A 13545-nucleotide genomic window follows, 5' to 3' on the forward strand; every position below is an offset into this window, starting at 1 on the left:
GGCCGACCGGCCGCCCCAGCTGACCGGCCGGTCGGCGGTTCAGCGGGGCGTGCCGAAGTCCTGGGTCCACCAGGGACCGTTGGACGACGTGTTCACGCCGACCCCGATCTGCTCGAAGTCGCAGTTGAGGATGTTCGCCCGGTGCCCCTCACTGTGCATCCAGGCGTCCATCACGGCGGCGGCGGTCTGCTGACCGACGGCTATGTTCTCGCCCAGCCTCGACCACGGGTACCCGGCGGCGTCGACGCGCCCGGCCATGGTGGAACCGTCGGGGCCGGTGTGGGAGAGGACGCCGGAGCGGGCCATCACGTCCGTGTAGTCCTGGGCGGCCTCGGTGAGCCGCGACTCCAGCGTCACCGGGCGGCATCCGGCGGACGCCCGCTCGACGTTGACCAGCCGGACGATCTCCGCGACGACGGAGTCCTCAGCGCCGGACTTCGGGGGCTGCGCCGTGACGGTCGTCCTGGCCGGTGATGGGGTCACCGTGCGGGTCGGCGTGGCGGAGGGCCGCGGTGCGCGGGTGTGCCGCGAGGCCGGCTTGCGCCGCTCCGGGGAGGCGGACGGACTGGGGCTCGCGGTCGTCGGACCGGGGCTCGCGGTCTCCGGGAGCGCGTCGGAGGCGACGGGGTCGTCGCCCTCCCGGTCGCCGGCCGCGAGCGGGGCCCTGTCCTTGCCGCCGACGTGGTTCCCGAACTGCGCACTGGTCCCGGCCAGGGCGCCCGCGGCCACCGTCGCCACGGCGGCGGCCAGCGGCCAGGACCGCGCCGAACCGGCGCGGCGTCGTTTCCTGTGGGAACTCATGCTCGGGGTACCTCCGGACGACGGGACTTCACCGGGCACGTCCGAACGCGATGTGCCGGGCACTGTGACCCTAGGCGCCCCGGGCGGAGAACTCGCCGGTCGGGAGCGGATCTTCAAGAACACATAAGGCTGCGCTCAGGTAGGACACCGCTTCCCCGGGCCTTTCCCGCCCGCGGTGTGGGAACCGTCACACGGGCCCGCGATGGGTGTCAGCACCCATATCGGCCCGCTTCGCCCGGATGAAAGGATGAGGCTCCACGGGGGGACGAAACGGACGAGGAACCGGGCGGCGGCGTGCCGTCCGTGAAGGGATTCGAGCTGTGCCAGCTCCGCGGATGAGCACGACACCATTGCCGGGCATCGGTGTCCGGTACGACCTCACCACGCGGGACCGGCGCCATCTGTCGGTGGTCGCCCACCGCGACGGGTCGCGGACGGTGAACGTGTACCGCGCCGACGACCCGGACGCGTGCGCGCAGTCGCTGCGGCTGACCGGGGCCGAGGCCATGTCGCTGATCGACGCGCTGATGCCGACGCACCACAGCCCCAACCTGCTGCACACGACCGACCTCGGCCTGGTCGCGGAGCGCATCGAACTGCCCGTCACCTCGCACTGGAACGGCCGCCTGCTCGGCGAGACCCGGATGCGCACGGACACCGGCGCCTCCATCGTCGCCGTGCTGCGCAGGGCGGACGCGATCCCCTCCCCCGCACCGGACTTCCGCCTGTCGGGCGGCGACACGCTGATCGTCATCGGCACCCGCGAGGGCGTCGAGGCCGCCGCCGCGATACTCGGGCGGGAGTGAGCCCTTGCACTCCGCGGTCTTCCTCATCGAGTTCGGCGCCATCATCCTCGGTCTCGGCCTTCTCGGCCGGGTCGCCGGACGGTTGCGCTTCTCGCCCATCCCCCTCTACCTGCTGGCCGGTCTCGCCTTCGGCGAGGGCGGGATCCTGCCGCTGGGCACCAGTGAGGAGTTCGTGGCGATCGGCGCCGAGATCGGCGTCATCCTGCTGCTGTTGATGCTCGGCCTGGAGTACACCGCGAGCGACCTGATCGGGAACCTGCGGACGCAGTACCCGTCGGGACTGGTCGACATCGCGTTCAACGCGCTGCCGGGCGCGGTGGCGGCGCTGCTGCTCGGCTGGGGCCCGGTCGCCGCGGTGGTGCTGGCGGGCGTCACCTGGATCTCCTCCTCCGGGGTCATCGCCAAGGTGCTGGGCGACCTCGGGCGGCTCGGCAACCGCGAGACGCCGGTCATCCTGAGCATCCTGGTCCTGGAGGACCTGGCGATGGCGGTCTACCTGCCGATCCTCACCGCCCTGCTGGCCGGGGTCGGCTGGGCGGCGGGCAGTGTGACGCTGGCCGTGGCGCTGGGCGCCGCCGGCCTGGTGCTGCTGGTCGCGGTCCGCTTCGGGCGGGTCATCTCCCGCTTCGTCTCCAGCGACGACCCGGAGAAGCTGCTGCTCGTGGTGCTGGGCCTGACACTGCTGGTGGCGGGCATCGCCCAGCAGTTGCAGGTGTCGGCGGCCGTGGGCGCGTTCCTGGTGGGCATCGCCCTGTCCGGGGAGGTCGCCGAGGGCGCCCACTCGCTGCTGAGCCCGCTGCGGGACCTGTTCGCGGCCGTGTTCTTCGTGTTCTTCGGTCTGCACACCGACCCGGCGAGCATCCCGCCGGTCCTGCTGCCCGCGCTGGCGCTGGCGGTCGTCACCGCGCTCACCAAGATCGCCACCGGGTACTGGGCGGCGCGCCGCGCCGGGGTCGCGGTGCGCGGCAGGTGGCGGGCGGGCGGCGCGCTCGTGGCGCGGGGCGAGTTCTCCATCGTCATCGCGGGGCTCGGCGTCACGGCGGGCATCGAACCGGCGCTGGGCCCGCTGGCCACCGCGTACGTCCTGCTGCTGGTGGTCTTCGGCCCGCTGACCGCCCGCTACACCGAGCCGCTGGCCAGGGCGCTGACGGGCCGCCGTGCCCCGGTGCGCAAGAGCGGAGCCGAGCCGGAGCGTACCCCGTCCCCCGTCGCCGGGGACTGACCCCGCGGCGGGGCCCGGTCCCCGCACGTCACCCCGAGAGGAGGCCCTGGGCCGTGTCGCTGTTCTGGCGGATCTTCCTGCTCAACGCCGTCGTACTGGTGGTGGCGACGACGCTGCTGCTGGGGCCGGTCACGGTCTCCTCCCCCGTCCTGCCGGCCGAGGCGGCGGTGGTCGTGGTGGGCCTGGCCGCGATGCTGGTCGTCAACGCCGTGCTGCTGCGCGTCGGGCTGGCGCCGCTGCGCCGGCTGACCCGCGCCATGGCGGCGGCGGACCTGCTGCGGCCCGGTAGCCGGCCGGCCGCCGCCGGGCACGGGGAGGTCGCCGAGCTCATCACAACGTTCAACACCATGCTCGACCGGCTGGAGAGCGAACAGGCCGCCGGCAGCGCCCGCGTGCTGTCCGGCCAGGAGGCGGAGCGGCAGCGCATCGCGCAGGAACTCCACGACGAGGTCGGGCAGACGCTCACCGCCGTGCTCCTGCAGCTCAAGCACGTCACCGAACTGGCCCCCGGCCCGCTGCGCGAGGAGCTGCACCAGGTCCGCGAGACCACCCGCGGCAGCCTGGAGGAGATCCGCCGCATCGCGCGCCGGCTGCGGCCCGGGGTCCTGGAGGAACTCGGCCTGCCGAGCGCGCTGCGCGCGCTGACCGCCGAGTTCACCTCGCCGGCGCTGGCGGTGGTGCTGCGCCTCGACCCCGAACCGCCCGCCCTGGACGAGCAGACCGAGCTGGTCCTGTACCGGGTCGCCCAGGAGGGCCTCACCAACACCGCGCGCCATGCGGGCGCGGCCCGGGTGGAGCTGCGGCTGGAACGCACCGCGGGCGGCACGCGCCTGACCGTGCGAGACGACGGCAAGGGTCTGGGCGCCGCACCGGAGGGCGCCGGGATCCGGGGGATGCGCGAACGCGCCCTGCTGGTCGGGGCACGGCTCACGCTCGGCCCCGGGCCGGGCGGTGGCGGTACCGAGGTACGGCTGGACGTACCCGCGCCCGAGGAGGACCACTGACCGTGCCCGAGGCGGCGAAGACCCGCATCCTGCTCGCCGACGACCACGCGCTGGTGCGCCGCGGGGTACGGATGATCCTCGACGACGAACCGGACCTGACCGTCGTCGCGGAGGCCGGGGACGGCGCCGAGGCCATCGAGCAGGCCCGCTCCCACGAACTCGACCTGGCGGTCCTGGACATCGCGATGCCCCGCCTCACCGGGCTGCAGGCGGCCCGCGAACTGTCCCGGCTGCGGCCCGGGCTGCGCATCCTCATGCTGACGATGCACGACAACGAGCAGTTCTTCTTCGAGGCGCTGCGCGCCGGGGCCAGCGGCTACGTCCCGAAGTCCGTCGCCGACCGCGACCTCGTGGAGGCCTGCCGGGCGGCGGTGCGTGACGAGCCGTTCATCTACCCGGGCGCCGTCACCGCGCTCGTGCGCAACCTGCTGGAACGCGCCCGGCAGGGCGAGCCGCTGCCCGCCCGGGCCGTCACCGACCGGGAGGAGGAGATCCTGAAGCTGGTCGCCGAGGGCCACACCTCCAAGGAGATCGGCGACATCCTCTTCATCAGCGCCAAGACGGTCGAGCGCCACCGTGCCAACATCCTGCAGAAGCTGGGCCTGCGCGACCGGCTGGAACTCACCCGGTACGCGATCCGGGCCGGGCTGATCGAACCGTGAGCGGAGGAACGATGGGCAGCTGGGGCAGCGGCAACTTCGACGGGGACACGGCGGCGGACCATCTGTCGCTGCTCACCGCGCGGCTGGTCCGCGAGGTCGAGGACGCCGTGGCCGGCGCGCCGGGGACGTTGGAGCCCGACGAGTACTGGGGCGTGGCCGTGCCCTGCAACGTGGAACTGCTCCACCTGATCGCCGGCCGGGGCTGGGCGGGCGCGGTGCTGCCCGCGGCCGCGACGGTCCACCGGTGGAAGGCGGCCCACCTCGCCGCCTGGGACGCGGCGATCGACGACCTGGGACCCTCGCCGGAGTACCGCGCCGAGCGGCGCGCGGTCCTCGTCCGCACCTTCGACGCGCTGGCGGAACTCGCCGCGCGCGGGGCGTAGCCGTCACCGGGCCCCGGGAGGCGGGGGCGGCGTCAGGCGGCCTCGCGCGCGGGCGCCGCCGGTTCGCCGTCCCGGGGACCGCGCGGCGCGGGGCGGTGGGGCAGCGTCACCAGCGCCGTGCCCAGGGCGAAGGCCGGCGCGGCCAGGGTGGGGAACCGGCCGTCGGGGGCGAGGCCGTGCACCGACCAGTGGGCGAGGGCGGCCGTGCTGCACGCGAGGCCCGCCCAGAGGAGGGCGGGGCGGTCGTGGCGCGCGCCGGGTGGCGGTGCCACGGCGGCGGACAGCCGGGCCAGCGCGCGTTCCAGCGGGCGCAGTACGGCCAGCCCGCCCGCCATGAACACCGCGAGGACCAGCAGCCACGGCACACGGAGCGCCCACCAGGCGGCGCCGCCGAAGGGGGCGTCGGGGGCGACGCCGGCCAGGTAGAAGGCCGCCACGAGCAGCACGGGCAGCATGTGCCACAGGTACAGCGTCATGCTCGCGCGGCCCAGGAAGGCGACGGCCCGGCCGACGAGTACGCCGCGCAGGGCCCGCCGGACGGCCGGCGCGGCCAGCAGGCACGCGCCCGCCTGGGCCACCACCCAGGCCAGCATGGCGGGCGACGGGGGGTCGGCGTTGCCGACGGCCTGTCCGGTGACCCGGATCAGGCTCACCGGGTACGGCCCGAGGGTGGTCAGCGCCGCGAAGGCCAGCACGCCGCCGGCCGCCATCCCGGCGGCGTGCCCGCGCGTCAACCGTCCGTCGCGCCAGCAGAACCCGAGCTGGTACGCCACGCCCCACACGAGTACGTAGTCGACCAGCCCGGCGGACGCCGGCGCGCCCGCCGTCACGAGCGAACCCACCACGACGGCGACCGCGCCCATCACCGCGGGCACCCACAGCCCCCAGCGCCGGTGCGCCGCGTGCAGCACCGGGGTCAGGGCGCTGAGCAGCAGATAGACCGGCAGGAACCAGAACTGCATGGCCATCGCCCATCCCGCGAGAGCGAGCGTGGGCCGGTCCACACCGGCCGCCGAGCAGATCGCGACGGCGAGCAGCACCAGCCCGCAGTAGGCGGCCGCGGGCAGCAGCAGGCGCAGCGCCCGGCGGGCCACCCAGGGGGCCGCGGTGCCGCCCGCCGCACGGGTGCGCGCCCAGGAACCGCCCGCGGCATGGCCCCCGGCGAGGAAGAACAGCGGCATGATCTGGAAGCCCAGGGTCAGCCACTGCGTCCAGGGGATCTCCGCCAGGAGCTCGGGCGCCACGACGCCCCCGCCCGGCTCGCGGACGAGGGCGGTGATCAGCCAGTGGCCGAGCACGACCATGCAGATCGCGAGGGCCCGCAGGAAGTCGACGTACCGGTCTCGCTCCATGTCCGGTCATGGTGCCCGACCCCCGTGCACGGCGCCGCGGTTGGCGTCGGCCGCAACCGTTTCGTGGCCGCGGCGCAACCTGACCGGGGTAAATCGCTTGCGGGGCCTGTGTGTCGGGGCGAGGCTGACCGGTCGGCCGCCGTTCGGCCGGTCGCGAGGAGAGGGAGTCGCTGGTGACGGGCGAGGAGCAACGGGAAGTGCCGCTCTGGCGGTTGGCGGACCTGGTGACGCCGATGGCGCTGCGCACGGCGGCGACCCTCAAGGTGGCGGACCGTCTGGCGGACGGTCCCCGTACGGCCACCGAGCTGGCGCAGGACACCGGCGCCGACTCGGGCGCGCTGGACCGGCTGCTGCGGCACCTGGCCGGTGCCGGGGTGGTCACCCGGGACGGCGGCGGGCGGTACGCGCTGACGGCGCGCGGCGAGGAGCTGCGGTCCGACCATCCGGGCGGGCTGCGGGAGTGGCTGGACACCGAGGGCGGCCTCGGCCGGGCCGAACTGGCCTTCGTGCAGCTGCCGCACAGCGTGCGCACGGGCACGGCCGCCTTCCCGCGGCAGTACGGCCGCGGGTTCTGGGAGGACCTGGCGGCGGACGGGGAGCGGACCCGCTCCTACGACCGGCAGATGGGGGTGGACGTCGCGGCGTGGGCGACCGCGCTGGTCCCGGCGTACGACTGGGGCGCACTCGGCCACGTCGTCGACGTGGGCGGAGGCAACGGGACGCTGCTCGCGGCGCTGCTGACCGCCTTCCCCGAGCTGCGCGGCACCGTGCTGGACCAGCCCGCCACGGCCGACGCGGCCCGCGCGACGCTGGCGGCGGCCGGGCTCGGCGACCGCGGCGACGTGGTCGCGGGCAGCTTCTTCGAGACCCTGCCCAGGGGGGCCGGCGGTTACCTGCTCTGCGCGATCCTGCACGACTGGGACGACGACGCGGCACGGGCCGTCCTGCGCCGCTGCGCCGAGGCCGCCGGGGAGCACGGCCGGGTCCTCGTCGTGGAGAAGGTGGGCGCCGACCGGGAGTCGACCGTGACCGCGATGGACCTGCGCATGCTGGTGTACTTCGGCGGCCGGGAACGCGGGGTGGCCGCGCTGACCGCGCTCGGCGCGGACGCGGGCCTGCGCGTCTCGTCGGTCCGCACGGCGGGGGACATCGGCATCGTCGAGTTCACGGCCGCCTGAACCCCGCGACGGCGTCCGCCGGTTCCGCGTCCAGTGGATCCCGGAGGGAACGCGAGGCCCTGGCCACGCACTCGGCCGCCCCGGACCCGCATGACCGGCTCAAGAACACGGGGCGGTGTCCGCGCCCGTCGCGCGCCGCCGACCGGCGCCCAGGCCGTGTGGGGGCGGCTGGTGGCTCCCGTCGCCGGCGTCGGTGCCGGCGGCACCGCACGGCCCGCGCGGCGCCGAACAGCGCCCGCACACCGCGAGACGACGCGTCATGGTCAGATCGGCACCGGCAGCCGCAACGCCGCCGACCCGCGGTCCCTCACCGCAGCGTCGGGACCGCGCCGCCCTCCGCACGGGTGACCTCGACGCCGGGGAGGCCGCGGGTCCACGCCGCGGCGATCCGGGCGAGGCCGGCCGCGTCGGGCGGAACGGGGCCGAGGCCGACGGCGTAGTGGGCGGAACGGGGCGTGGTGCGGAACGGGCGGGGCCAGGCGTGGACGCCGCCGGTGCCGGCGTCCTCCAGCGCGGTGAGCAGCGCCCTGACACGCCCCCGGACCCTGCCGAGGGTGTCCTCGAACTCCTCCTCCGTCGCCCCGTGCACGGCCAGCACCGCCCAGGCCGCGTGGCGGCGGTGCGGCGGCGGGCCGGCCGGAACGGACAGCGGGCCGGCTCCCGTACCGGCCGCGGACTCCAGCGACTCCCAGGCGCGGTAGAGCTCCTGGACGAGCAGGTCGCGGCCGTCCGGGCCGACCTGCGCGCTGCACAGCCGGATGGGCTCGGTGGGGGTGGCGATGGAGACCGCCGGGCCCGGTGCCACGGCGGCGCCCACCGGTTGACGCCAGTCCCAGGCGGCCCAGGTCGCGAAGAAGTGCCGGAGCAGGTCGGTGCCTGCCGTGCCGGGGGCGTCGTGGACGGTGCGGGCGGCGAGCAGCGCCCAGGCCAGGCCGGGCAGGCCGCCGAAGGGCGCGGAGTCCAGGCCGCGTGCCCGGGCCCAGGCCTTCACCTCGCGGGCGAGACCCGCGAAGCGGCCGTGGTCCCCGGCGAGTTCGAGGACGGCGTCGGCGTCGCTGACGGCGCTCAGCGCGACGGCGGCGGCCTCACCCAGTTCGGCGCGGCGGTCCACGGCCTCGGCGGGGTCGAGGCCGCCGGTGGCGACGACGACCAGGTCGACGTCGAGGGCGCCGACGCGGAAGCGCAGTCCCGGCACCCGGGCTCCGGCCACCTCCCGCACGCGGGTCGCCTCCGGCAGCGCGGCCGTGACCCTGGCCCGGACCGCGCCCAGGTCGGCGCCGCCCGGCAGCGCCGCGACGAGGTCGAGGTCGGCGCCGGGGAGCGCGCAGCCCATGCGACGGGAGCCGGCGAGGTGGACCACGCCGTCGTCCAGGGCGGCGGCCACGCGCCGCGCGGTCTCCCGAGCGTGCGGGATGTCGTCCTCGCGTGTGACGGGATCCGCCTCGGCGGTGTCGGGCACCCAGCGCAGTTCCCCCGTGCCGAGGGCGACGGTGGCGCGGACCCGCATCGGTTCGTCGCCGCGCCGCGAGAGCAGGACGAGTTCGCCGACCTGTGCGGTCGCCCCGCTCAGCCGGGCCGCGCAGTCGGCCGCGACCCGCAGCGGGTCCCGGGTGCGGCCGAGCGACAGGTGCGGGGTGAAGCCCTCGGCGCGGCCCCGGCAGCGCGGGAAGCGGCGGGCGAGGGCGTGCCGGAGGGCCGTCCAGGAGGCGCCGTCGCCGGCCGCCGGGTCCAGCCAGACGGTGGCGTCCTCGCGGTGCCCGAAGGTGTGCACCCCGTCGAGGCGCGCGGTGAAGGGGGGTACGCCGGCCGCGGCCAGGGACAGCAGGGGTGCCGCGCGCTCGAACGCGGCCTCGGGCACGTAGCCGAAGAGCAGGTTGACGTGCGGCGGCCAGCGGTGGATCTGCGGGTCGTGGTCGCGGCGGACGGCCTGGAGGGCGGGCCACAGCTCGTCCGGCGGCAGCCAGGCGACGGCGGTGCGGGCGGTGGGCGGCACGTCCAGGACGTCCTCGGTGTCGTCCTCGGTGCCGGCGGTGAGGGAGAGGGTGACCTCCACGCCGTAGTGGTCGGAGACGAACAGGCCGTCCTCCGTGGGGGTGTCGCCGTGCAGGACCGCGCCGGTGACGCGGGGTCCCCCCGCACGCAGCAGGACCCGGTCGAGCCGGGAGGCACGGCCGCTGAGCGAGGAGACGGCGGCGAGCGGATTGGCGGCCGGGTCGAAGGTGGGGGTGCGGTCGTGCGGCCCGTGCGCCTCGGTCCAGGCGTCGCGCAGGCCGAGGGCGAACGCCGGCCCGTCGCCTCCGTCGTTGAAGTCGCCGAGCAGCAGCAGGGCGCCCTCGACGCCGGCCAGTCCCTCGGCGAGCCGGGCGAGTTCGGCCTGCCTGCGGGCCGGGCCGTCGTCGGAGTGGTCGCTGCTGAGGTGGGTTGCCGCGACCACCAGCGGTCCGGCGGAGGTGTCGACGGTGATCGCGGCGACGGCCTTGTGCGGGCCGAGGGTGTGCCGGGCGGCCTCCCGTACGGGCAGCCGGCTGAGCAGCAGCACCCCGGCGTCGTCGGTGTCACGTCCGGCCGGGTCGGTGCCGAGGGTGTAGCGGGAGCGCACCCAGTCGGCCCGCAGCAGCATGTCCAGCAGCGCGGACTCGACCTCCTGGAGGGCGATGACGTCGGCGTCCGCCTCCTCGAGCGCGCGCAGCAGCAGGGGACGGCGGCGGAAGGTGTCGATGCGGTGGCTGTCGTACCGGTCCCACAGGGTGTTCCAGGTCAGGACGCGCAGCCGGCCGCCGTCCGCCGTCCCGGCCCGCCCGGGGGCCGGCCGCCCGGCGGGGCGCCAGGTCCGGCGGCCGTCGTCCCAGGCGTGCGGGACGCGGGCCGTGAAGAACGGCGGGCGCAGCAGGCGCGGGTCGCCGACGCGTCCGGCGTCGGTGGCGTCGATGCGGTCGGTGCCGGTGGCCCGGTCCCAGACGCGTTCGCCGTCCGCCTCGACGAACAGCACGCGGTGCCAGGGGATGTCGCCGCCCGGCACGAACGCGGGCAGTGGGATGCGCGCGGGCGGGGCGCCGCGCTGGTGCACGCCGATCACGAACCGCGCCGGGTCGAACCGGGCGTCCCAGCGCACGCGGTGGTAGATCTCCTCGCTGGTGCGCATGTCACGCCTCCTGTCCGGTCGCGGCGCCGCCGAGCGAGCCGTCGGTGTCCTCGACGGCGCCGCCCGCGCCGATGTACCAGGTGCGGTGGGCCTCGCCGGGGTAGGGCGGGGTGAACCGGCGGGCCTGCGCGCTCAGTACGGCCGGCGGCACCGGGTGGGCGCGGCCGGCGTTGCGGCGGCCCAGTTCCTCCTCGTCGACCAGGGCCACCACGTGCGTGACCAGGGCGTCGCGGCGGCGGGCCACCGCGTGCACCAGGGAGCGCTGGTGCGGGGTGAGGGACGTCGCGTCCCACACCACCGTCGCACGCCCGGCCAGGGCGGTGTCGAGTCGGCGCAGGCCTTCGCGCAGGACGTCGGCGTTGGCGCGCTGGTCGGCTCGGGAGCCGCGGGCGAGCCGTAGGTCGTCGAGGGCGATGCGGACGGGGCCGCCGGGCAGCGTGCCGGCGAAGGTGCTCTTGCCGCTGCCCGCGGGTCCCGTCAGGTGGATCAGGCGGGGGAACTCCGCGGAGCGCCACCGCCAGGTGGCGGCCACGGCCTCCTCCGGGCCGGCGATCCGCCCGGCGGCGTACGCGGCGCGTGCCTCGGCCCAGCAGCGGTCGGCGGCCTCGGTGTCCAGCCCGGCGAGGGCCTCGCGCAGCCCGTGGCGCAGCGGGCGCAGCGGGTCGGGGCCGAGCAGGCCGGCCTCCTCGGCGTGCAGCGCCGACCATTCGGCCTGCTCGCGGGCCTCGGCGTCGGGCGCCGTGGCCGCCGCCACGGCGTGCAGGACACCCAGGTCGGCGGCGAGCGCAAGGCGGGCGAGGCCGGCCGCGCGGTCCTCGTCGGGGTACGGGCGGTGCAGTGCCGGGTGGAGTCCGGCGAGGTCGGCCACGCGCCGGGCCCCGGGCATGCCGAGCGGTCCGGCGAGGCGAGCCGCCAGGCGGGCGCGGGGGGTGCCGTGCAGCAGGACGGCCAGGACTCCGGCCAGCCGGGCGTCCCCGGTGCGGCCGAGGACGTCCAGCCGGGCGCAGACGTCGGCGGCGCGCTCGGTATGCCCGGGGCCGGTGACGGCGACGCCCACGGCCGCGGAGAGCGCGTCCGCGTCGGGGGCCGCCCCGGAGCGCACCGCCCACAGCGGGGCGGCGGGGCCGAGCCCGTTCTCGACGACGGCGGCGTGCATCCAGTGGGTGCCGGTCGTCACGTGGCCGGCGCGCACCCACTTGGCGACGTGGCGGCCGAACTCCCCGTACCGGAAGCCGTCCACGGTGCGGACGACGTAGCCCTCGCGGCGTGCGGTGTCCAGCCGCAGCGCGCGCAGCGCGGCCTCGTCGTAGGTGCCGCGCCACAGCACGGGCGGCACCGGGATGCCGAGCCGCCGCAGGAAGCGCACCGTGCGGTCCCAGTCCAGGCAGCGGTCGCCGTCCCAGACGGAGAAGCCGTAGAACCAGCTGTCCAGCTCCTCGTAGGGGACGGAGTGGCGGGCGTGCAGGTTCTCCCCGCACACCCGGAGTCCGGCCGGGAGGAAGGGGCCGATCCGTCCCTGGAGCGCCTTGACCCAGGCGCGGGAGGGATGGTGGCCCGAGTCGAGCGACCTGGCGTGGGTGCCGTCCCGGTAGAGCGTGGTGTTCTCGCCGTCGAGCTTCTCGGTGACGACGACCTCGCGGCCCCGCAGCGCTCCGGGGTCCCCGGCGCGCAGGTCGTCCGCCGAGGCCCCGGGCGACCAGGGCAGGTGCGGTGTGCGTGGATAGTGCGTGCGCATGGTGCCGGTTTCCCCCGTGACGTACTGGTGCGGGCTCACTGTAGGAGCGCGGGAATCCGCGGGCCACCGCTTAACCGGGCGCGCCACCGGGGTACGGGAAGTCCCGTGGGACGGACGGTCGGTGTGCGCGTGCCGGGCTTCGCGGCCCGGGGCACGGCAGCGGACGGCCGCCGTCGCGGCGGGCGTCGGGAGCGACCGCAAAATGCGTGGTGGCGGCGGGGGACGGGGGCGATGATGGGCGCGTGACGTTCCTGGAGGTCGCCTGCGACGAGTCGGGCTCCGACGGCGAGAACCTGATCGGCGGGAACACGGATGTCTTCGCCCACGCGGGTGTGTGCGTCGCGGGCGACGCCGCCGCCGGGGCGCTGCGGGAGATACGGGAGCGGATCAGGTCGCCCGCCGAGGAGTACAAGGCCAACCACCTGCTGCGGGAGAAGCACCGCGCGGTACTGGAGTGGCTGCTCGGACCCGCGGGCCCCCTGCACGGTCACGCGTCCGTGCATCTCGTCGACAAGGCGTACTTCGTGCTCGTGGCGGTCCTCGACGTGCTGGCCGGCGGACCGGCCGCGGCGGCCACGGCGCCGGTGCTGTACCGCGAAGGGCGGGGCACCATCGACCCGTTGACGTGGCAGGCGTTCCTCCGCGCCGGCAACGACCTGGTGCGCAGGAGGAACCACGAGGAGGGGGAGGCGCCCGTCGACGCCTTCTACCGGGCGCTGGACGCGCTGCGTCCGGCACCCGGCGGGGACGGCGGTCCGTCCGGGGTCCTCGCGGTACTGCGGCGGGCGAGGCCCCGGGCGGAGGCGTTCCGGGCCCGGCTGTCGGCGGAGCCGGGGGCGGCCGAGCCGTTGGATCCGCTGTTTCCCGCGCTGGAGCACACGGTGGCGCGTTGGGGCGAGGGCGGAGCGCCGGTGCACGTCGTCCACGACCGGCAGAACACGCTCACCGAGGAACGGATCGCGCGGCTCGGGGCGTCGCTGCCCCCCGGCCGCCGTCTGGCGGGGCTGCGGTTGGCCGAGTCACGCCATGACCCGCGGATCCAGCTCGCCGACTTCCTCGCGGGGGTCGCGCGGAAACTGGCCTCGGACGAACTCGCGGGCCGCGGGGACCCGGTGCTGACCGGACTGCTGCGCCCCTACGTGGATCCGCTCTCGGTGTGGGGCGACGACCGGAGCTGGTCGCGGCTTCGGCCCCAGCCGTCCGCGGCGCTGCCGGGCCGGCGCCGTCCCGGCCGGTACAGCTGAGCCTCACCGCAGGGTG

General features: G+C 76.2%; 11 protein-coding genes. 7 read left to right on the forward strand and 4 right to left on the reverse strand.

Features of this window, described 5'->3' with window-relative positions; translation table 11 throughout:
- Positions 1-39: 39 nt before the first annotated feature.
- The gene (locus tag ACZ7MY_RS09970) at positions 40-801 is read right to left on the reverse strand and encodes a CAP domain-containing protein (protein ID WP_499600813.1); all 762 of its coding nucleotides are present in this window, start codon (positions 799-801) and stop codon (positions 40-42) included.
- Between the two features lie 320 nt (positions 802-1121).
- On the opposite strand from ACZ7MY_RS09970, the gene ACZ7MY_RS09975 reads away from it, so the two are divergent.
- Genes ACZ7MY_RS09975 through ACZ7MY_RS09995 form a run of 5 tightly spaced genes read left to right on the forward strand, consistent with a single transcriptional unit; the run spans position 1122 to position 4878 of the window.
- Positions 1122-1607: a cation:proton antiporter regulatory subunit gene (locus tag ACZ7MY_RS09975; RefSeq protein ID WP_499600814.1), complete on the forward strand. Its 486-nt coding sequence runs from the start codon at positions 1122-1124 to the stop codon at positions 1605-1607.
- Between the two features lie 4 nt (positions 1608-1611).
- Positions 1612-2829: a cation:proton antiporter gene (locus ACZ7MY_RS09980; protein ID WP_499600816.1), complete on the forward strand. Its 1218-nt coding sequence runs from the start codon at positions 1612-1614 to the stop codon at positions 2827-2829.
- Between the two features lie 53 nt (positions 2830-2882).
- Entirely contained in the window at positions 2883-3833 is a 951-nt protein-coding gene (locus tag ACZ7MY_RS09985) for a sensor histidine kinase (RefSeq protein ID WP_499600817.1), read from the forward strand.
- A gap of 2 nt (positions 3834-3835) precedes the next feature.
- The gene (locus ACZ7MY_RS09990; protein WP_499600819.1) at positions 3836-4495 is read left to right on the forward strand and encodes a response regulator; all 660 of its coding nucleotides are present in this window, start codon (positions 3836-3838) and stop codon (positions 4493-4495) included.
- Positions 4492-4878, forward strand: coding sequence for a DUF4259 domain-containing protein (locus ACZ7MY_RS09995; protein ID WP_499600820.1), 387 nt, complete (start codon positions 4492-4494; stop codon positions 4876-4878). The genes ACZ7MY_RS09990 and ACZ7MY_RS09995 overlap by 4 nt, the downstream gene beginning before the upstream one ends.
- A 32-nt stretch (positions 4879-4910) precedes the next feature.
- Here the strand turns inward: ACZ7MY_RS09995 and ACZ7MY_RS10000 are convergent, their stop codons facing one another.
- Positions 4911-6230, reverse strand: coding sequence for an acyltransferase family protein (locus ACZ7MY_RS10000; RefSeq protein ID WP_499600821.1), 1320 nt, complete (start codon positions 6228-6230; stop codon positions 4911-4913).
- A gap of 173 nt (positions 6231-6403) precedes the next feature.
- Between ACZ7MY_RS10000 and ACZ7MY_RS10005 the strand changes: the two genes are divergently transcribed.
- Positions 6404-7408: a methyltransferase gene (locus ACZ7MY_RS10005; RefSeq protein ID WP_499600822.1), complete on the forward strand. Its 1005-nt coding sequence runs from the start codon at positions 6404-6406 to the stop codon at positions 7406-7408.
- Positions 7409-7715: 307 nt separating this feature from the next.
- Here ACZ7MY_RS10005 and ACZ7MY_RS10010 read toward each other — a convergent pair whose 3' ends face one another.
- Positions 7716-10550 (reverse strand): poly(A) polymerase, encoded by a 2835-nt coding sequence (locus tag ACZ7MY_RS10010; protein WP_499600823.1) that lies wholly within the window; start codon positions 10548-10550, stop codon positions 7716-7718.
- 1 nt (position 10551) lies between these two features.
- Positions 10552-12285, reverse strand: coding sequence for an RNA ligase family protein (locus ACZ7MY_RS10015; RefSeq protein ID WP_499600824.1), 1734 nt, complete (start codon positions 12283-12285; stop codon positions 10552-10554).
- Between the two features lie 242 nt (positions 12286-12527).
- Between ACZ7MY_RS10015 and ACZ7MY_RS10020 the strand changes: the two genes are divergently transcribed.
- Positions 12528-13529, forward strand: a complete 1002-nt coding sequence (locus tag ACZ7MY_RS10020; RefSeq protein WP_499600825.1) for a hypothetical protein — start codon at positions 12528-12530, stop codon at positions 13527-13529.
- The last annotated feature ends 16 nt before the right edge of the window (positions 13530-13545 follow it).

It is taken from the genome of Streptomyces sp. NPDC111520, assembly GCF_055635295.1.